We start from the raw sequence: 19,466 nt of genomic DNA, 5'->3' as shown, positions 1-19,466 counted from the left end.
CACTTGACTATGGTAGGCCATTGGCCTACCATAGTGCTAATGGATTTTGAATGGGATTTGGCTAAAAGTAACTCATGCCAGATCTCTCGAAATTTTGATTTCGCATATGTGATATCAATTTTTAAAGATCCTACGATACTTATTGAGCATGACCAAAGGTGGGATTACGGGGAAGAGCGGTATCGCGCAATAGGAGCAATTGATAAAAGGGTCTTCGTAGTTGTGTTCACTAGAAGAGTTAAGGCCATCAGAATTATTTCAGCAAGGAAAGCTAACAACAGGGAGGTCAAGCGATATGAAAAAAATAGTACGAGTTAGCGTTGATCTAAATAACCCAAAAAGTTTCCCCAAGGGAGTTGTAAATAAGAAGTTATTAGATGCAACTTCTGAGCGCCTCATTAAGTTACACCAACAGCAAGACGATGACGAGGCCATGCAAGATGCTGCAAAGTATGCAAAGCGAGTCCGTGAACGGATTGGCTTGTCTCAACAAGAGTTCTCAAATCGCATAGAAGTCTCCTTGGAAACTATCCGAAATTGGGAGCAAGGGAAAAGAAGTCCAACAGGCGCAGCAAAGGCGCTGCTAAAAATATTGGATCGTGCGCCTGAGGTGGCTTTACTCGCCTTGAGCGTATAAGAAATCTCAAATAAAAACGCCTAGCATCGCTAGGCGTTTTTATTAGTGCAACTCTGAAAACTTATTCCAATGTTTCCAAGTAACGCTGTGCATCTAATGCAGCCATACAGCCTGTGCCAGCGCTGGTAATTGCTTGACGGTAGATGTGATCTTGTACGTCGCCCGCTGCAAATACACCAGGGATATTAGTGGCAGTAGCATTGCCTTCAAGTCCTGAGTGGGTCTTGAGGTAACCGTTTTTCATATCGAGCTGGCCAACAAAGAGCTCAGTGTTTGGCTTGTGGCCAATGGCAATAAAGGCACCAGTTACGGCGATGTCTTCAGTGCTGCCGTCTTGTGTCTTAATGCGCACACCAGTAACGCCTTTTTCATCGCCAAGCACTTCATCAAGAGTGGCGTTCAATTTCAACTCCACTTTGCCTTCAGCCACTTTCGCCATTAAGCGATCGTTCAAGATTGGCTCAGCACGGAATTTGTCGCGACGATGAATGACAGTTACTTTTTTAGCAATGCCTGTGAGGTAGAGCGCTTCTTCAACAGCAGTGTTACCACCACCCACTACGCAAACATCTTGATTGCGGTAGAAGAAACCGTCACAAGTTGCGCAACCAGAAACACCGCGACCCATGAATGCCTCTTCACTTGGTAAGCCAATGTATTGAGCAGAAGCACCAGTAGAAATAATTAAGGCATCACAGGTGTAAGTTCCAGAATCGCCAACCAAACGAATGGGTTTCTCTTTTAATGCTGCTGTATGAATGTGATCAAAAATGATTTCAGTATTGAAACGTTCGGCATGCTTCAAAAAGCGATCCATGAGCTCAGGGCCTTGAACGCCATCGGCATCCGCAGGCCAGTTTTCCACGTCGGTCGTGGTCATTAATTGACCGCCTTGAGCCAGTCCAGTAATGAGGGTAGGGTTCAAATTGGCTCGGGCAGCGTAGACAGCGGCTGTGTAGCCAGCAGGGCCTGATCCGAGGATGAGAACTTTGGAGTGTTTTGGGGTATTTGTAGTCATATTCAAATTATAGATTTGCTTGATTACAATCGGTAGAACATGGCAAGAACCACATATCCGAAGTCCAAGGCTCCATTGAGCCCCGAGCCCCCAGAGAACGGCGGGCAGGGCAGGATGCCCCGCCTCTTATTAGAGGCCCGCTGGTTCATTTCCCTAGGCCTTTGCCTGGGCTTATTTGCCATTTTGCTGACCTATTCCAAGGCTGATCCAGCCTGGTCCCATGCCAGTTTTGAGGATCCCAAGAACCTAGGTGGTCGTTTTGGGGCCTATTTAGCCGATTTAATGCTGTATGTCTTTGGTATTTCTGCCTTTTGGTGGGTAGCCCTGTTTGGACGCCGCGTCCTCAATGGCTGGCGTGAGCTTTGGAGCATTCCCCTGCCGCCGGATCCAGAGGCTAAGCCAGACTCCCTATTAATGCGCTGGTTGGGTTTTGGCCTGACTTTAGCCTGCAGCATGGGCCTTGAGTCTATTCGGATGCATTCGCTGTCCTGGGAGCTTCCTAGACCTCCTGGTGGCATTTTGGGTGAGCTGATTGGCGACCCATTGCAAATGTCCCTCGGATTTACCGGTGCCACTCTCGTTTTGTTATTCGGCCTATGCGCCGGCCTCTCCCTATTTCTACATTTCTCCTGGTTAGATGTCGCTGAAAAAGTAGGGCGTTTCTTAGAGGTATCTTTCCATCGTATTCGTGAGCGTCGCGATAGTGAAGAGGATCGCAAGCTAGGTGAAGCTGCTGCAGAAGAGCGCGAAGAATTTGTAGAAGAATTCCGTGGACGCGTTGAAGTTGCCGCGCCAGTACAAATTGTGCGTGCGCCTATTGAGATTCCAAAGAGTGCTCGAGTTGAGCGTGAGAAACAACAACCATTGTTTGTGGATATTCCAGATTCTGAGTTGCCACCGCTCGCATTGCTTGATCCAGTACCAGAAGCAAAAGAAACCATCTCTGCTGAAGTATTGGAATTTACTTCTCGTTTGATCGAGCGCAAGTTAGCCGAATTTAATGTTCAGGTAACCGTCATCGCCGCGTACCCAGGACCAGTGGTAACGCGCTACGAGATTGATCCAGCGGTTGGTGTGAAGGGTAGTCAGATTGTCAATCTCTCACGTGACTTGGCTCGCTCATTAGGCGTAGTCAGCATGCGTGTAGTAGAAACCATTCCTGGCAAGACTTGCATGGCTTTGGAGTTACCAAATCCAACACGTCAATCTGTTTACCTGTCAGAGATTCTGACTTCACAGGTTTACAACGACAACCACTCATTACTAACACTTGCTTTAGGTAAAGATATTTCCGGTAGCCCAATGGTGGCTGACTTAGCGAAGATGCCGCACTGCTTGGTTGCGGGTACTACCGGTGCTGGTAAGTCTGTTGGTATCAACGCCATGATCTTGTCACTGCTCTTTAAGGCTAAGCCTGATGAAGTGCGTTTGATCATGATCGATCCGAAGATGCTAGAGATGGCAATCTACGACAAGATCCCGCATTTGTTATGCCCAGTAGTAACAGACATGAAGCAGGCTTATAACGCGCTCAATTGGGCCGTGAATGAGATGGAGCGTCGTTACAAACTCATGAGTAAGTTTGGCGTGCGTAACTTAGCTGGCTTTAATAAAAAGATTTTAGAAGCAGAAGAAAAAGGTGAGAAGCTCACCAATCCATTTAGCTTGACACCGGATGATCCAGAGCCAATCTATAAAGCGCCAGTAATCGTCATCGTGATCGATGAGTTGGCTGACTTGATGATGGTCTCCGGTAAGAAGATTGAAGAGCTCATTGCACGTATTGCACAAAAAGCACGTGCTGCTGGCATCCATTTAGTTTTAGCAACACAACGCCCAAGCGTGGACGTGATTACTGGTTTGATTAAAGCCAACGTACCTACCCGTATCTCATTCCAGGTGAGCTCGAAGATCGACAGCCGTACGATTCTGGATCAGCAGGGCGCGGAAGCGTTGCTCGGTATGGGTGACATGCTTTATATGGCACCAGGTACTGGCTTGCCAGTGCGCGTGCACGGTGCCTTTGTATCCGATGATGAAGTGCATCGTGTAGTTGAGTGGCTCAAAGAGAAGGGTGAAGCCAACTACATTGATGGTGTTCTCGAAGGCGCTGAGGAATCCAATGTCGATGCATTGACTGGCGAGAGCGGTGGCGAAGCCGACCCGCTCTACGATCAAGCTGTTGCTATCGTTCTCGAAAACAAACGCCCATCCATCTCATTAGTGCAGCGTCATCTGCGCATTGGTTACAACCGTGCCGCACGTCTCCTTGAGGATATGGAAAAAGCAGGCCTCGTATCCAAGATGGGTAACGGTGGCAATCGCGAGATTTTGCATCGTCCTTCAGAATAAGAATCCATGCCAAGATTTCTAATTTCAGCAATTCTTGCGATTGCAAGCATTCTGTTTGCAGGTACAGCGCTCTCACAATCTGAAAGTGGTGCTGAGCAACTACGTCAATTTGTGCGTAACTCCAAAACTGCCGAAGGCGATTTTGTTCAGCAGCAGTTGCGCGCACCTAAGGCCAATGAGCCACAAGACAAAGGCTTGAAAGTTCTACGTCAAACGCAAGGACATTTTGTATTCCAGCGTCCAGGTCGATTTATTTGGGAAACGCAAAAACCTTACGAACAAAAGTTGATTGCTGATGGCAAACAATTAATCTTGTGGGATAAAGATCTAAACCAGGCAACTTTTCGTCCAGCAGGGCAAGCTTTAGCATCTACGCCGGCAGCCATTCTATTTGGTGAAACTTCACTAGACCAACACTTTGATCTAGTAGAGGGTGAAGAACGCTTGGGAATGAAGTGGGTTTCACTGACGCCTAAAAAAGATCCGAATGCGAAGAGCAAAAATGATCTGCCTTATACAAAGATCTCTATTGGCATGGCTAATGGCTTACCAAAGGCGCTTGAATTAACTGATGGACTAGGAAGCGTAGTCCTGGTTACCCTGGATAAGATCCAGCTCAATGTCAATTTACCCGCCAATCGCTTTACCTTTACTCCGCCTGCCGGGGCAGAAGTCTTGCGCTTAAACTAGAGTCACAATATTCACTCAGCACTAAAACAGAACAAACCAAACCAGAGCAACATATGATTGATCCGCAATTACTCCGTAAAGATATCGCCGCAGTTGCTGCACGTTTAGCTACTCGCAAATTCCAACTTGATGTTGAGAAATTCAACGCCCTGGAATCGGAGCGTAAATCACTTCAAACCCGTACCGAAGAATTGCAAGCCAAGCGCAACCAATTGTCTAAAGCGATTGGCATGAAAAAAGGTAAGGGTGAGGATGCTTCAGCTGAAATGGCTGAAGTTGCGCAAGTCAATACCGATATGGAATCTGGTGCAGCTAGATTAAGCACGCTCCAGGCGGAGATAGCTGATTTCTTGATGGGTATTCCAAATCTCCCGGATGAGTCTGTACCGACTGGTAAAGACGAAACCGATAACAAAGAAGTAAAGCGTTGGGGTGAGCAGCCCCTTTTTGATTTTGAGATTAAAGATCACGTAGACCTCGGCGGTCCATTGGGCCTCGACTTTGAGGTCGCGGCCAAGATTTGTGGCTCACGCTTTGTAGTACTCAAAGGACCAATCGCCAGATTGCACCGTGCTTTAGCGCAGTTCATGATCGATACCCATGCCACAAAGCATGAGTACCAAGAAGTCTACGCACCCTATATGGTTAACGCTGCTTCCATGCGCGGCACAGGCCAGTTGCCGAAGTTTGAAGAGGACCTATTTAAAGTTCCCCGCCAAATGGGTGGTGAAGATGAGGGTGGCGAAGCAAAAACAGAAAACTTCTACCTAATACCAACAGCAGAAGTGCCGGTGACCAATCTAGTTCGCGATGAAATCGTGAACGCCGATAACTTACCAATGAAGTTTGTAGCTCACACACCATGCTTTCGCTCAGAAGCGGGTAGCTATGGTCGTGATGTGCGCGGCATGATTCGTCAGCATCAGTTTGACAAGGTAGAGTTGGTGCAGATCACCAAACCAGAAGATTCTATGCAAGCCTTGGAAGATCTCACAGGACATGCGGAAAGAATCCTAGAACTTCTGGAGCTGCCTTATAGAAAAGTATTGCTCTGCACGGGCGATATGGGCTTTGGTAGCACTAAGACCTATGACTTAGAGGTTTGGGTGCCTTCACAAAATGCTTATAGAGAAATTAGCTCATGCTCAAGCATGGGTGATTTCCAAGCGCGCCGCATGCAAGCTAGATTTAAAGCTGGCCAAGGCAAGCCAGAGTTGGTGCACACCTTAAATGGCTCAGGCTTAGCAGTGGGTAGAGCATTGGTAGCTCTGTTGGAGAACAAGCAGCTGGTGGATGGCTGCATTGCTATTCCGAAAGCGCTGCAACCATACTTGGGCGGCTTAGAAGTGCTCAAGCCTATTTAATGTTTTCGCAAATGCATAAGCTCTCATTATTTCTAGCTCTCATCTGTGCGGTATTGATTTCTCCTGTTGTTTTAGCAACTGAAAAAACCTATCGATGCGAGGTTTTGAGTGACGCCTACATTAAAAGTAATGGAGAGTTAGATATCGTTAAAGACAGCCCCAGAATTGGTCAAGAATTTGCAGTGGTCAAGAAAACCGGGGAAGTAGTTGGTGATGTGATGGATTCTTTAGGGAAACCAAAAGTCATCGCATCTGGAAGTAACGGTAATGCTTACAAAGTCATCTGGACGCAAAAGTCTGCAGGTAAGAATGGCGCCTTTGTGGACTATCTCAGCATAGAAGGCTTTGCAAAAGATGGTAAGAAGCCTTTTGGATTCTTTTCTGGCGCACTGCTAATGACAGGCGTTTGCGACCAATAGATCAAAAAGCAGTAGGCAGAATCATCGTTTAAGTTTTATCTTAGACACACCGGAGAGGTGGCAGAGTGGTCGAATGTACCTGACTCGAAATCAGGCGTAGGGTCAAACCTACCGAGGGTTCGAATCCCTCCCTCTCCGCCAACTTCTTATGCAATCATTAATTGCATTTAAGGTATTTATTCTTCTTGGCATCCAGAAGATATCCATCAAATACTAGCAATGGATCAAACTGTTTTTCACCCAGAATCGCAAACCGAAACCCCTTAGGCGTCGCTTGGTTTGAGCCAAACCATGAGTAAGCGGTCATGTAACGAGCTGTCTTGCCATTGATTATTAGATCAACATCAGATGCAGTGCCATTCTTTTCTGGGTTAATCAGGCGATATTCAACAACGGTCTTGCCGTGACAGTACACAACACCTTCAGGCTTTTCTATGGCATTACTTAGGCCGGGCTGAAGTGCGAGCAATAACATTACGTATAGATACATTAATTTCTTCATCAATTTATTTCCTGAGATTAATTTGTAAGCTGGGTTTGATGTCATCCAAGCATGCTTGCGCATTTGCATTGTTCATCACGGCATTTCGGTATCCCACATAGTAGAGCGACCAGATGGCATAACAACGCGCCTCGATTTCATCATATCCAAAGTGGGTTAGGGCATCAGTAATGGGTTTAATCATTTGCATCACCTGTCCAATGATTAACGCTTCATACTTCCCTGACCATAGCCATCCAAATGCAGCGCCTTCTTTACGAATAGTCTTAATGGCTACATCCTGCTTGTATAGATCCAATAAATAGCTCTCGATAAAAACAACTGGATCCTTGTGCTTTGAAGATGAAAAAGGTTTGATCTTTTTAATAACTTCTTCATTCACTTGAAAAATGACTTCTGCCAATAGGTCCTGTTTGTCTAGACCAAGTCGATATACCTGTATTGGGCTCATACATGCCGCTTCAGCGATTTCTCGCATCCCAACCTTCTCAAAACCGCGACTTTCAAAAAGGCGATGAGCTACATCGACTACTTGCTTAAGGCGTAGTTGATTCTTTTCGCTTCTGGTTGATGTTGGGTCAGTCATTTTGCTTAAAAGGGCGGGGTCTGTATGTAATAATTATGCCTATATTTGATAACATGTTAACAAAATGAAGAACTTGAAGAGAATTTTCTTTGGCTTAGCGGCAATCATCGCCCTGGCTTCTTGTACTACCTATCGCTACGAATACATTGCGCCACCAACTGAGCATGGCAAAACCTGCGCAATGCAATGTATGACCACTAAGCAGGTTTGTTACAACAGCATGCAGCAGCAGGCTCAGAACAGCACAAACAACTGTCAGCAACAAAACCATTTGAACTATCAGGCTTGCGTCAATCGCGCTCAAAGCCATGATGATGTGAAAAAGTGCAACCCTAATGGCATGTACTGCCAAGCGCATGCCAACAATTGGCAGTGCGATGAATCCTATAGACAGTGTTTTGCTGCTTGTGGCGGAACGGTTAATGTATTTAAAAACGAGTAATCAATGCCATCAAAAATTACCCCATTTGTTATTAAGTTTTGTATTTTTCTTGGAGGGCTAGGTGCATTTAATGCTGCCTTTGCACAATGCTCTACCAGTGGCGACCCAGTTTCCATTACGGGAACAAATTGCCCAAACGTAGCTATAACCACCAATAAGTCGGAAGTAACTGTTCAATCTGGGGCTTATGTTGGAACCACTGCTTGGCTTCCAAATCCTGCGCTGTTAATTCAGAATGCAAATGTTGAAAATCTAAACAATTCAAGCCTAATTCAGGGTCAAACCACTAATACAAGCGGTATTCAGGTGGATGGCACAGCGGTTGTAAAAAATCTCAACAATGCAGCTCAAATTAATGGCGCTCTATATGCCATTCAACTTACCGGCTCTGGAAGTATTACAACAATAAATAACACCGGCTCCATTTACAACAATGGGAATAATGCGATCGCCCAAGGTATCTTTATGTCAACGGCCGGCGGATCGACATCCATTGGCACTATCAATAATTCTGGTGCTATTAATGGTTCCGCTGGCGCAATTTATCTTGATACGGCATCTGGTTCAAATACTGCATCGATAGGAACTATTAACAATAGCGGCTCGATAAATGGTGGACAGGATGCCGGCATCCTTGTTGGCACAGGCAATACTATCAATGTTATTAACAATAATTCTGGTGGAGATATTCGCGCTGGCGCTTGTAATGGACTTACTTGCTATAACTCAATTCGAAACTGGGGCACCATAAATGAAATTAATAACTTGGGCAATATCGCTGGCAGTACGGGCTTTGGCTTTACAGGTTACGGCATAGAAAATAATGGTCTCATTAAGACAATTAATAATGCGCAGTCAAATCTGACTTATACCGGCGTATTGCCAACTAACTACAACATCATTATTAATAGCGCTAGTAATTACGGCAAAACTACTTTTTCAAATGTCTCAGGTGGCCCACTAACCTTTGGCTTTGGTTCTGGTTCAGCGATTAGTCGATCAGGCACTTATGCGGATGTATTAAGTGGGCTTACAGCTCAAAATTTAGCAAATACATCCGGCTCTCTTGGTGGCGGCATTGTATTGACGCAATGGGTCTTATCAAATTCTTCTGGCACGAATTGGAGCTTAACTACAACGCCTGGCACTCCTGTGGCCCCATCCGTTCCAAATAGTTTTGCTGCAACGAAACTAGCGGCAGCCTTAACGGTTGCATATTCAGCAGCTGCGAGTGGGGGCTCAAATCCAACACTCTCCAATGGAACAAGTTTGGCTGGTGCTGTTCAGGGTCTAACGACCAGCCAGGTTAATCAGTTAGTCAACGTTCACGCAGAAGGTTACTCATCCAACATGACTATTGGTCTTGAGCAAATGAGTCATATCACTAATACAGTGATGGATCGCATTCATGCACCAATGGCTGCTTCACCTTCAACCAAGGTTTATCAGGATGATGAGGGAAGGTATGTTTGGGCTGATGCTGCTGCAGTCAAAGGTACAGTCAATAATTACAACAACCTTGCAGGATTTGGTTACAACTTGTACGACCTCATTATTGGTGGGGATATCAAGCGCTCTAAAGAGGGTGGTTTTGGTGTGTTTGCCGGCACCGGCTCCACTTCAATGACTGAGAGTCAGCAAGTAACTCAAAATTTCAACACTACAAACTTCTATGCTGGTTTGTATGGTGCACGTAATTTTGATGCTCAAGTGAAGTTATCTGGCGCCTTGGGTTACATGTATGGCAATACCAATGCAAACCGTAGCGCTCCTAATGTTGGATTATTTACAGGCGGCAATGCAACTAGCTCTTACAAAACAAACGGTATGTATGCGGCGGCAAAATTAGCCAAAGCCTATCAAGCTGAAAACTTTACCGTTTCTCCGTTTGTAGGTGCATCCTACTCTCAGTTAAGGATGGGCGGTGCTAGTGAGCAGGGCGGTAATGACTTTAACTTTGCTATTAGCTCTGCATCTGCATATACAGCAGTTACTTTTGCGGGATTGGATTTTGTTTATCCATTACTTAAGGGTACGAACGATCCACTGTCATTAATCGGTTTCTATAAGCTGGGTTATGACTGGTATGCCAATAGCAATTCGGCTCATTCAATTAAGGCTACAAGCCCAACTTATGGTGCCTTCACTCAGGTTGGCGCCAATATGGGTCCAGTCTCTAATATGGTGGGCCTAGGCATTCAGGGCGGCATTACCAAGGATGTATCTGCCCGTATCGGTGCAGTTGCTTCTTACAACACCTACGGTCATGAATACGGTGGTGGGGCAGAAGTTCGATTTAAGTTCTAAGTCTTGTTGGGGAGTCTCTTTATGAAAGAGACTTGGCTTTTGGGGCTCGACTTTTTTGACCGCTTAGCTTCAAGTCTAAATAGCGCTCTGGACTCAATGCAAGCTCGAGAACATGGGTAATTTGGTTACCTATGGGCTGTTAGCACAAACTGTTCGCATGCAATGGCGAGAGAATTACACTTCATCTCCCATAAGTATGTTTTCACTTTACAGTTGAAATATGACACCTTTATGTGAGTTTTATGACATTTCATAGGCTGAAATGATCTCAACTGTTCTTTTAAGGTTTTGGCTGATTCATGTTTTGTCTTAGCAGAATAGGGGTAAAGCTAAAGGGCTGCTCAGCCTTGGGGTCTACTTTTATCTCTACTGCCTGTACTTGATCGGCCCCCATAATCTGTAAGCGTAGAACGTTCTCGAGAATATGTTTTTGATCGACTGTTTTTAAGGGTTGATCAAGAATCAGCCGGTGACTATCCCCGTGAATTAATAGCACAGGCTTTTTGTATTCTTTTGCATTTTTGCTTAGAGCATGTAATGTGTCGCGATAGCCACTATCTTCACTGACTGCTTGAGCTGCCGTATAAAACGTATCGGCCTGATAAGCAAAAATGATACCTAAATATCCTTTGCTTGAGGCAAGTTCAAAAGCACCTTTTATCCAATCTAAGTTGGCCTGGTTGCGCTCATAGTACTCACTCTTTGCGCGCTCATCACGCTCAAAGTTATTGTTAGAGCCGGGGATATGTATGCTTACAAATAAAAATTGATTCTTTACCCAATAGGAATTTTCAACAAACTTCTGATAACGTGGGTCTGTATCGGCTTGTCTAATAAGGTCTAACTGACGTTTGCCAAAACTCTTATGAGTATTAAAAAAGATGGCTCTAAGATTATTTAAGCGCTCAATCGGATCGTAAGACCCCGCTAGCGGCCGATGGCAATCGGTCCATTCATTATCACCAACGCTGTAGATCAGCGGAGAAGTGAATTGATTAAAGTAGGTCTTGACCTTTTGATTGTATTCATCGCTACAAGGGGTAGATCCCGATTTTGTATCGCCAATAAAGATGCTGAAACTCGGATTCTTCTTATTGATTTCCGAAATCAGTCTTTCATAACGAACGTAATCCTCTGGGAGCTTGTAGGGCATATCACCTAAGGCTATGAACCTGAAGGGCTCAGATGATTGAGCCAAAACCCCAAAAGAGCAGACCAGGAAAATGCTGGCGACGAGTGTCTTAATAAAGTGAGTATTCATTTATACGAAGTAGGCGCTTCATCCAATGCCTTAATTTCGAGCTCCCCAAATATATAGGACTCAGAATTAATTTTTCTCCATCCTAGGTCGCAGTAAACATCTTCATAGCTTTTGGAAAACTTGCGGCTGCTTTGATAAAAGATGTCAGTTAATTCGTCTTGCTCATCTTCTTGGACAGTATCGGAGAAGTAAATAACTTTTTCTTCCCCATAAGTTTTTTCTAATGCTCCGCCTGGGATATCTTCTATACAAATCCCAATATTGGGGTCATAAGCCTTAAGGAAGACCGGTTTGATTGTGGTGATAACTGATCCTAGTTTCCAGACTGTGCCGCATTTAATTTCTTTATTTTCTTGTTGGAAAATATTGCGCTCTACTAATGAGCCCATCTCCAGAGGAATGATTTGATAGTGCATGCTTGACTCCAATTGAACTGCATTATGAGTTAGCCTAAGTTTGCTACGATATTGTGACAATTTGATTTTTCATGAAAATGGGGCATTTAGAACCTCCAGGTAATGCCCGCTTCAGTGCGTGTTGCGCCAGACTCTTGAGCGCCTATGGTAGCCCCGAAGCTTTGAGCAGTTCTCATATATGAAAGCCCTAAATCAACACTCTCATTGATTGAAAAAATAGCAGCAACCAAGGAGTAGTAGCTTAGGTATTGATCGTTGACTGGTGGATTTGTTGTGGCGCCTACATCCAAGGCTATGCGTACGTTTGGAGCCACCGTCCAGACGGGAGCAAGTGATAAAAGAAAGATGTCTGTTCTGCTATTGTCGGCTGCGTGCCCAATGCTGTAATTAGTATTGTATGGAGATCGCATGTACATAGCATTGAAGTGGAGTTCTACGCCATCCCAGTATTTTGAGGCAATAAAGTTAGCGCCATAATTGAATGCAGCCAAACCAAGGCCCTCTACTTGCTGTTGTTTGCTCGCGGGCAAAACTACCGTAGGTTTAATGGCAAAAGCATAACCAAGCTGTTCGTCTTCAAAAAAACGCCATTTACTAGCGAATACATAGTTTGAAAGTCTTGAGTAATTTCCGCTGGGACTGCTGTAATAGGTTGTTGATATAGACGCCTCAACTGTGTCGCTTAGACCTCTCGTATATGTAAATGGAAAGGCTTTTGCATCTGCGTTGCCCGTGTACTCTTCGCCAGGCGTAATAATATCCGACTGTTGTGACCCACCATGCCGATTAATAGAGAAAAAATATTGCTCTATCTGATTGCCATCTGACCTAACCGTACCTGCATCATCTGTATTTAAGGGTTCAAATGCAAAGACTAATACTGGAATCAGTAGGAGAGCAAGGCCTAAACTTTTCATGAGAATCTTGCTGGTCTATCGATAAAGGAAACCATTTATATAGAGTAATTTCATGTCATTTTGATGTCACGTGGGTGTCTTACACTTTCGCGATGACTACAGAAGTAATTTCAAAACCCTTTCCTGTTGCTGGTGTTGTATTTGCTTGGGCAATGCCTTCATCTGGCAACGGCTATGAAATTCCTTTATTTGAGATTACTGATGCGCTCGAAAACCCTGATATTTCTATATGGCTACATCTCAATTTATCTAACTCGCAGATCCAGAGATGGCTTGAAAATACACCGCTAATTCCTGAGCGCGTAGTAGAGATGATTCAAGAGGGCGTCAACCTTAGTCGCTTAGAGCGCATTGAAAAGCTGAATGACTGTCTCTTGATGGTGATGAATGACTTTCAGCAAGAGTTTGGAGATGAGGGGCTTGACTCTAGCTTGGGAACCCTCTGGGCGATTGTTACACCAAGATTAATGATCTCATTGCGCAACAACCCACTGAGAACGACCGACAAATTACGATATGACCTCAGAAGCGGCCAGTTAAATCCCGTCTCCGCTATTGAGCTATTTCATGAACTGCTTGATTTGCGCGCAGAACAATTGCGTACTTTATTAACGCATCTTTCGGCCGACATGGATGAGCTTGAAGAGAATCTGCTAAAGGGCAGGGAGTTTCCTGAACATGAAAGCTTAGGCAGAATCCGCATTCAATGCAGCCGTCTGCGCAGGCAATTTTCACCAGAATTAATCGCTTTACACCGCCTGCTAAAGCGTTTGCCGTATTGGTTTAGTGATGAGGATAAGAATGGTCTAAATGATGATTTAGATTTACTTACTTATTTGGTGCAGGAGATTTCCAGTCTTTATGACAGGGCGAAGGTGCTTCAAGATGAACAGGCTGCCCATGTCGCTGAATTCAATGCCAAGAATTTACAAGTCCTCTCCGTGATGACGGTCATTTTCTTGCCGATGACCTTGATCTCAGGGATTATGGGAATGAATATGGAGGATTTGCCTGGTTTAAAAGGGTCTTTCTATGAGGTGATGATTGTTATGTCTATCGCTGGTGCTGCAGTCTATGCGTCTTTGAAGTTAAAAAGAATCATTTAATTCACCATCTTCAGCATTTCCCCAAGGCTTGAAGTGACTTTCCTCCCAATGGATTCGGATTCCTTAAGATATTGATTTATAAAGATTATTTTCTATATTTTCTCTATGTCATGAAACCGTCATAGTGAAAACGTATCTTCCTACTATCGCAATGTTGCGTTATTTCAATATTAGGAACAATCACATGAAATCTTTTTTGAAAAAAGCACTAGTTATTAGCGCTATTTCACTTGCTCCAGCAGCTTTTGCTGTGGATATGACAGGTGCAGGCGCAACATTCCCATACCCAATTTACGCAAAGTGGGCTGAAGCCTTCAAAGCTAAGACTGGTTCTAACTTGAACTATCAGTCTATCGGTTCATCTGGCGGTATTAAGCAAATCAAAGCAAAAACTGTGGATTTCGGTGCAACTGATAACCCAGTGAAATTTGATGACTTAGAAAAAGACGGCATGGTTCAGTTCCCTGCCATCATCGGTGGTGTGGTTCCAGTGATTAACGTTGAAGGCGTAAAGCCGTATGAACTCAAGTTATCACCAGATACTTTGTCTGATATTTTCCAGGGCGTTATTACTAATTGGAACGACAAGCGTATTGTCTTGAACAACCCAGGTATGAAGATGCCTGACTTGGCAATCACTGTAGTTCATCGTGCTGATGGTTCTGGTACTACTGCAATTTTTACTAACTACTTAGCTAAAGTAAGTCAAAACTGGAAAGATGCTGTTGGTGAAGGTGCTGCAGTTAAGTGGCCTGCGGTTTCTTCTGTTGGCGGCAAAGGTAACGAGGGTGTTGCCGCAAACGTATCACGTGTTAAAGGTGCGATCGGTTACGTTGAATATGCATACGCCAAGAAAAACAAAATGACCAGCGTATCTTTGAAGAACAAAGATGGTCAATTTGTGCAGCCTGATGATGTTACTTTCGCCGCAGCTGCTGCTGGTACTGATTGGGCAAAGATTCCTGGTATGGGTACATTCATTACCAATGCTTCTGGTGCTAAGTCATGGCCAATCACTGGCGCCTCTTTCATCTTGCTTTACAAGAATCCTGAGAACAAAGCTAATGCAGCTGAAGTAATCAAATTCTTCGACTTTGCATTCAAAGATGGCAAGAAATTGGCGGAAGATTTAGATTACGTTCCAATGCCAGATGTTACTACTGACTTTATTCGCAAGAACGTATTCTCAAAAGTAGTAACTAAGTAATATTTGGAACTGACATTTTTAGTTTCTTACATAGCGGCTCCACCAATGGTGGGGCTGCTTTTAATTTAAATAAGCTCAAATATGATTGAATCATCTCAGTCGCACTCAGCGCCAACGCCGCAGGCTCTACGGATTGCTAAGTTACAGCGTATTCAAGACTTTTTATTTCACGGCATTACACAATTTTTTGCGCTGTCAGTGCTGATTGCTCTGGTAGGCATCATCATTTCATTGATTATTAATGCTTGGCCAGCGCTAGACAAATTTGGAATTGGATTTTTCTTTACCAAAGAGTGGGACATTGTTAATGGTGAGTTTGGTGGATTAATTGCAATTTACGGTACCTTGGTTACATCCTTAATTGCACTTCTGATCGCAGTCCCATTAAGTTTTGGTATTGCAGTTTTCTTAACTGAGTTATGTCCAGGGCCACTACGCAGACCACTAGGTACTGCGGTTGAGTTACTCGCTGCTGTACCTTCGATTATTTATGGAATGTTTGGCCTTTTTATATTTGCGCCACTTTTCGGGGAATATATTCAGCCAGCTTTGGCAGCCACCCTTGGACAAATTCCTGGCTTAGGAATTTTGTTCTCAGGCGCATTTAATGGTATTGGTATCTTGTGTGCAGGCCTTATTTTGGCGATGATGATTCTGCCTTTCATTGCATCTGTCATGCGCGATGTATTTGAAATCGTTCCACCAGTTCTGAAGGAGTCTGCTTACGGAATTGGCTGCACTACCTGGGAAGTGGTTAAGAATGTTGTGCTTCCATACACCAAGGCTGGTGTTATTGGTGGCGTGATGCTTGGGTTGGGTAGGGCGCTTGGAGAAACAATGGCTGTCACCTTTGTAATCGGAAATGCTCATCGCCTTTCAGCGTCTTTGTTTGCCCCTGGAAATTCAATTGCATCGACATTAGCAAACGAGTTTGGTGAGGCTGAGCTTGGCCCACATTACTCTTCCTTGTTTGCTCTTGGCCTTGCTCTATTCATGATTACATTCGTCGTTTTAGCGATCGCTAAGTGGATGTTGATGAATATGGAGAAAAAGCAAGGACTTAAAACATGAACGGTATTTCAAATATCAATCCCTCAATTTTTGCTAGACGCAAGCGTGCCAATAAGATTGGCTTAGTGCTCTCTACTGGGGCTATGGCTCTCGGTATGATTTTCTTGTTATGGATCTTGAGTGTTCTATTTATTAAGGGATTTTCATCTATTAATTTAGATGTCTTTCTGAATAGCACGCCCGCTCCTGGCTCTGAAGGTGGTGGCTTAGCTAATGCCATCGTCGGCAGCCTCATGATTGTGACAAGCTGTACCTTGATTAGTACTCCTATTGGCGTATTGGCTGGCTTGTACCTTTCTGAGTATGGTGATAGAAGCAAAGTTGCTTCTATCACACGCTTTGTTACAGACATCATGCTTTCAGCTCCTTCCATTGTGATCGGTCTATTTGTGTATGCAATCGTGGTAGCCCAGGTTCGTCACTTCTCAGGATGGGCCGGAACAATTGCCTTGGCCTTAATTGCAATTCCAGTGGTAGTTCGTACTACTGAAAACATGCTGCGCTTAGTTCCTGGAAGTCTTCGTGAGGCAGCCTATGCTCTTGGTACGCCTAAATGGAAAGTGGCATTCATGATCACTTTAAGAGCGGCGCAAAGTGGTGTTATCACTGGCATCTTATTGGCGCTTGCACGCGTTAGCGGTGAAACAGCGCCTTTATTATTTACAGCGTTAAACAACCAATTTTTCTCAACTAATATGAATGCGCCAATGGCAAACTTGCCTGTGGTGATTTTCCAGTTTGCGATGAGTCCATATGACAATTGGGTTGATTTGGCATGGGCAGCAGCGTTATTAATTACATTTGCCGTTCTTGGCTTAAATATATTAGCGCGAGTCGTATTCCGTGAGAAGGTGCAAGCATGATGAGCAATATGAACACAATGTTTGACTTAAATAAGATCGATAGTCAAGGGGGTAGAGTGGATACAACAAATCAACAACCAGCGCAGGCAGCTATCAATGCGCTTGAAGTCAGAAATCTGAATTTCTTTTATGGCTCCTTTCAGGGCTTAAAAGATATTAATTTGGATATTGAGCAAGGTAAAGTTACAGCCTTTATTGGCCCTTCAGGTTGCGGTAAGTCTACTTTGTTACGCACCTTGAATCGTATGTACGATCTCTATCCTGGTCAGCGTGCCGAAGGTGAAATCAATTTCTATGGTCAGAATATTCTTGAGCCAGGACAGGATTTAAACCTGCTGCGTTCACGTATTGGTATGGTTTTTCAAAAGCCAACCCCATTTCCAATGTCGATTTATGAAAATATTGCCTTTGGTGTTCGTCTCTATGAAAAGCTATCACGCTCTGAGATGGATGAGCGCGTTGAGTGGGCGCTTAATAAAGCTGCGTTATGGAATGAAGCTAAAGACAAGTTAAACCAAAGTGGTTTATCTCTATCTGGCGGACAACAACAGCGCTTATGTATTGCGCGTGGTGTTGCGGTAAAGCCTTCAGTCATTTTGCTAGACGAACCAACCTCTGCTTTGGATCCAATTTCAACTGGAAAAATTGAAGAGTTGATTAATGAACTCAAACATGAGTACACGATTGCAATCGTTACTCATAATATGCAACAGGCCGCCCGTGTATCTGACTACACTGCCTATATGTATCTTGGTAGCTTGGTCGAGTATGGTAAAACTGACGAAATATTTATTAAGCCTAAGCGCAAAGAAACAGAAGACTATATAACCGGCCGCTTCGGTTAATTGGAGACACTAAATGCCAGATAAACACTTATCATCACAATTTGATGCTGACCTCAATTCACTTTCAAGCCGTTTGCTTGAAATGGGCGGACTGGTTGAGTCACAAATTGCTACAGCGATGCGTGCTTTTACGCAAATGGACATTGATACTTGCAACATCGTAATTGATAACGAAAAGCTAGTTAATGATCTTGAGATTCAGATTGATTTAGCCTGCACGGAAGTCATTGCACGTCGTCAACCTACGGCCCGCGATCTTCGTTTGGTGATGGCAGTATCTAAAGCGATTACTAATCTAGAGCGTGCAGGTGATGAGGCGGAACGCGTTGCTAAGCGCACAAAACGCTTGATTGAATCTGGCGCGCCACACAATATTAATGTTGCCGAAATTCGCCTGTCAGGGCAAATGGCGATCAATTTATTGCGCCGTAGCTTAGACGCATTCGCCAGACTAGATACAGTTGCAGCAGCAGAAGTTGTAGCTGAGGATCGTCAGATTGATGAAGAATTCAGAGGCTTCGTTCGTAAACTTATTACTTACATGTCTGAAGACCCGCACACGATTAGTACCGGCCTAGATATGCTAACTATTGCCAAGGCAATCGAGCGTATTGGTGATCATGCTAAGAATATTGCTGAATTTGTAATCTACATTGCAAAAGGTTCTGATGTTCGTCACATTCCGCATGCAGATTTGGTGCGCGAAGCTACTAAAGAATAAATCGACCTATCCAAATGACTCACCGCATACTAATAGTTGAAGATGAGCCATCGATTGCGGAGCTAATCGCAATTAATTTGACCCATGCTGGTTATGAGGTTGAACGTGCAATGCAAACTGATATTGCTCAAGGCATTCTGAAAGATCGCCTACCAAGTCTGATTATTTTGGACTGGATGCTGCCTGGAAAGTCAGGTGTTCAGTTTGCTAAAGAGCTTAGGGCAAATGAGCGCACAAGAGGCTTGCCTATTTTGATGTTGACGGCTAAAAGCGAAGAGGCCGATAAGGTAATGGGCCTAGACTCGGGGGCGGATGACTATGTCACCAAGCCTTTTTCACCCAAAGAGTTAATTGCTCGGGTTAAAGCGCTGCTGCGTAGACAGACTCCGACAGAAGATACCGGACCCCTTACGGTTGGTCCATTGAAACTGGACCCAAGTTCCCATAGGGTCTTAGCAATCTGGCCTAATTCAGACCCTAAGCCAATCTCCCTAGGCCCTACGGAATATAGACTTCTGCAATATTTCATGGCCAATCCAGAGCGAGTGCATTCCCGAACAAGCCTGCTGGATAATGTTTGGGGTAACGAGGTTTATATTGAAGAGCGCACTGTGGATGTCCATATCAAGCGCTTGAGAGCTGCATTAAGTGCTGTAGATTGTGACCGCTTCATTGAGACGGTTCGGGGCAGCGGGTACCGTATCACTAAGATGCCAACCGAAGTCTAAAGCCGATTTTCCAG

At 44.4% G+C, this 19,466-nt stretch carries 21 protein-coding genes and 1 tRNA gene; 16 read left to right on the top strand and 6 right to left on the bottom strand.

Annotated features, from left to right (window positions below):
• Positions 1 to 9 precede the first annotated feature (9 nt).
• Both ICN10_RS00980 and ICN10_RS00975 read left to right on the top strand, forming a co-directional pair.
• Complete coding sequence (locus ICN10_RS00980) at positions 10 to 318, top strand: BrnT family toxin (protein WP_370626185.1); 309 nt, start codon at positions 10 to 12, stop codon at positions 316 to 318.
• On the top strand, positions 296 to 637 hold the full coding sequence (locus ICN10_RS00975; protein WP_216211465.1) for a DNA-binding transcriptional regulator: 342 nt from the start codon (positions 296 to 298) through the stop codon (positions 635 to 637). Before ICN10_RS00980 ends, ICN10_RS00975 begins: the two co-directional genes overlap by 23 nt.
• Positions 638 to 698: 61 nt before the next feature.
• Here ICN10_RS00975 and trxB read toward each other — a convergent pair whose 3' ends face one another.
• The gene (gene trxB / locus ICN10_RS00970; RefSeq protein WP_216211462.1) at positions 699 to 1,655 is read right to left on the bottom strand and encodes a thioredoxin-disulfide reductase; all 957 of its coding nucleotides are present in this window, start codon (positions 1,653 to 1,655) and stop codon (positions 699 to 701) included.
• Between the two features lie 39 nt (positions 1,656 to 1,694).
• Between trxB and ICN10_RS00965 the strand changes: the two genes are divergently transcribed.
• The 5 genes from ICN10_RS00965 (at position 1,695) to ICN10_RS00945 (ending at position 6,621) form a co-directional block, all read left to right on the top strand.
• Positions 1,695 to 4,007 (top strand): DNA translocase FtsK, encoded by a 2,313-nt coding sequence (locus ICN10_RS00965; protein WP_216211459.1) that lies wholly within the window; start codon positions 1,695 to 1,697, stop codon positions 4,005 to 4,007.
• A gap of 6 nt (positions 4,008 to 4,013) precedes the next feature.
• Positions 4,014 to 4,697, top strand: a complete 684-nt coding sequence (locus tag ICN10_RS00960) for an outer membrane lipoprotein carrier protein LolA (RefSeq protein WP_216211458.1) — start codon at positions 4,014 to 4,016, stop codon at positions 4,695 to 4,697.
• Between the two features lie 53 nt (positions 4,698 to 4,750).
• Positions 4,751 to 6,061, top strand: a complete 1,311-nt coding sequence (serS, locus tag ICN10_RS00955) for a serine--tRNA ligase (protein WP_216211456.1) — start codon at positions 4,751 to 4,753, stop codon at positions 6,059 to 6,061.
• Positions 6,062 to 6,072: 11 nt separating this feature from the next.
• Positions 6,073 to 6,480 (top strand): hypothetical protein, encoded by a 408-nt coding sequence (locus tag ICN10_RS00950; RefSeq protein WP_216211455.1) that lies wholly within the window; start codon positions 6,073 to 6,075, stop codon positions 6,478 to 6,480.
• A 51-nt stretch (positions 6,481 to 6,531) separates the two neighbouring features.
• A tRNA-Ser gene (locus tag ICN10_RS00945) sits at positions 6,532 to 6,621 on the top strand.
• Between the two features lie 16 nt (positions 6,622 to 6,637).
• Here ICN10_RS00945 and ICN10_RS00940 read toward each other — a convergent pair.
• Together ICN10_RS00940 and ICN10_RS00935 are read right to left on the bottom strand one after the other, a co-directional pair.
• Complete coding sequence (locus tag ICN10_RS00940; RefSeq protein ID WP_216211454.1) at positions 6,638 to 6,985, bottom strand: hypothetical protein; 348 nt, start codon at positions 6,983 to 6,985, stop codon at positions 6,638 to 6,640.
• A 1-nt stretch (position 6,986) separates the two neighbouring features.
• A complete protein-coding gene (locus tag ICN10_RS00935; RefSeq protein WP_216211452.1) occupies positions 6,987 to 7,568 on the bottom strand; it encodes a TetR/AcrR family transcriptional regulator in 582 nt (193 codons plus the stop codon).
• A gap of 64 nt (positions 7,569 to 7,632) precedes the next feature.
• Here ICN10_RS00935 and ICN10_RS00930 point away from each other — a divergent pair, with 64 nt between their 5' ends.
• Together ICN10_RS00930 and ICN10_RS00925 are read left to right on the top strand one after the other, a co-directional pair.
• Complete coding sequence (locus tag ICN10_RS00930; protein WP_216211450.1) at positions 7,633 to 8,010, top strand: hypothetical protein; 378 nt, start codon at positions 7,633 to 7,635, stop codon at positions 8,008 to 8,010.
• A 3-nt stretch (positions 8,011 to 8,013) separates the two neighbouring features.
• Complete coding sequence (locus tag ICN10_RS00925; RefSeq protein ID WP_216211447.1) at positions 8,014 to 10,317, top strand: autotransporter domain-containing protein; 2,304 nt, start codon at positions 8,014 to 8,016, stop codon at positions 10,315 to 10,317.
• 280 nt (positions 10,318 to 10,597) lie between these two features.
• On the opposite strand, the gene ICN10_RS00920 is transcribed toward ICN10_RS00925, so the two are convergent.
• From ICN10_RS00920 to ICN10_RS00910, 3 genes are all read right to left on the bottom strand, one after another.
• Complete coding sequence (locus ICN10_RS00920; RefSeq protein WP_216211445.1) at positions 10,598 to 11,578, bottom strand: hypothetical protein; 981 nt, start codon at positions 11,576 to 11,578, stop codon at positions 10,598 to 10,600.
• Positions 11,575 to 11,994 (bottom strand): hypothetical protein, encoded by a 420-nt coding sequence (locus ICN10_RS00915; RefSeq protein WP_216211442.1) that lies wholly within the window; start codon positions 11,992 to 11,994, stop codon positions 11,575 to 11,577. The genes ICN10_RS00920 and ICN10_RS00915 overlap by 4 nt, the downstream gene beginning before the upstream one ends.
• Before the next feature lie 86 nt (positions 11,995 to 12,080).
• Positions 12,081 to 12,911, bottom strand: coding sequence for a hypothetical protein (locus tag ICN10_RS00910; RefSeq protein WP_216211438.1), 831 nt, complete (start codon positions 12,909 to 12,911; stop codon positions 12,081 to 12,083).
• A gap of 92 nt (positions 12,912 to 13,003) precedes the next feature.
• On the opposite strand from ICN10_RS00910, the gene ICN10_RS00905 reads away from it, so the two are divergent.
• From ICN10_RS00905 to phoB, 7 genes are all read left to right on the top strand, one after another.
• Complete coding sequence (locus ICN10_RS00905; RefSeq protein ID WP_216211436.1) at positions 13,004 to 14,017, top strand: CorA family divalent cation transporter; 1,014 nt, start codon at positions 13,004 to 13,006, stop codon at positions 14,015 to 14,017.
• Between the two features lie 184 nt (positions 14,018 to 14,201).
• Positions 14,202 to 15,224, top strand: coding sequence for a phosphate ABC transporter substrate-binding protein PstS (gene pstS / locus ICN10_RS00900; RefSeq protein WP_216211431.1), 1,023 nt, complete (start codon positions 14,202 to 14,204; stop codon positions 15,222 to 15,224).
• 81 nt (positions 15,225 to 15,305) lie between these two features.
• Positions 15,306 to 16,295, top strand: coding sequence for a phosphate ABC transporter permease subunit PstC (gene pstC / locus ICN10_RS00895; RefSeq protein ID WP_216211427.1), 990 nt, complete (start codon positions 15,306 to 15,308; stop codon positions 16,293 to 16,295).
• Complete coding sequence (gene pstA / locus ICN10_RS00890; RefSeq protein WP_216211425.1) at positions 16,292 to 17,158, top strand: phosphate ABC transporter permease PstA; 867 nt, start codon at positions 16,292 to 16,294, stop codon at positions 17,156 to 17,158. The genes pstC and pstA overlap by 4 nt, the downstream gene beginning before the upstream one ends.
• Positions 17,158 to 18,003, top strand: a complete 846-nt coding sequence (pstB, locus tag ICN10_RS00885) for a phosphate ABC transporter ATP-binding protein PstB (protein ID WP_370626210.1) — start codon at positions 17,158 to 17,160, stop codon at positions 18,001 to 18,003. The genes pstA and pstB overlap by 1 nt, the downstream gene beginning before the upstream one ends.
• Positions 18,004 to 18,016: 13 nt before the next feature.
• Positions 18,017 to 18,724 carry a phosphate signaling complex protein PhoU gene (phoU, locus tag ICN10_RS00880; protein ID WP_216211422.1) on the top strand — a complete coding sequence of 236 codons (708 nt, stop codon included), beginning with the start codon at positions 18,017 to 18,019 and terminating at the stop codon, positions 18,722 to 18,724.
• 14 nt (positions 18,725 to 18,738) lie between these two features.
• A complete protein-coding gene (gene phoB / locus ICN10_RS00875; RefSeq protein WP_216211419.1) occupies positions 18,739 to 19,452 on the top strand; it encodes a phosphate regulon transcriptional regulator PhoB in 714 nt (237 codons plus the stop codon).
• Positions 19,453 to 19,466: the final 14 nt, after the last annotated feature.

Origin of the sequence: Polynucleobacter sp. 86C-FISCH (genome assembly GCF_018882415.1) — a bacterium.
Classification (GTDB): domain Bacteria; phylum Pseudomonadota; class Gammaproteobacteria; order Burkholderiales; family Burkholderiaceae; genus Polynucleobacter.
The sequence above is the reverse complement of the archived record's forward strand: the minus strand, read 5'-3'. Positions and strand labels throughout refer to the sequence as shown.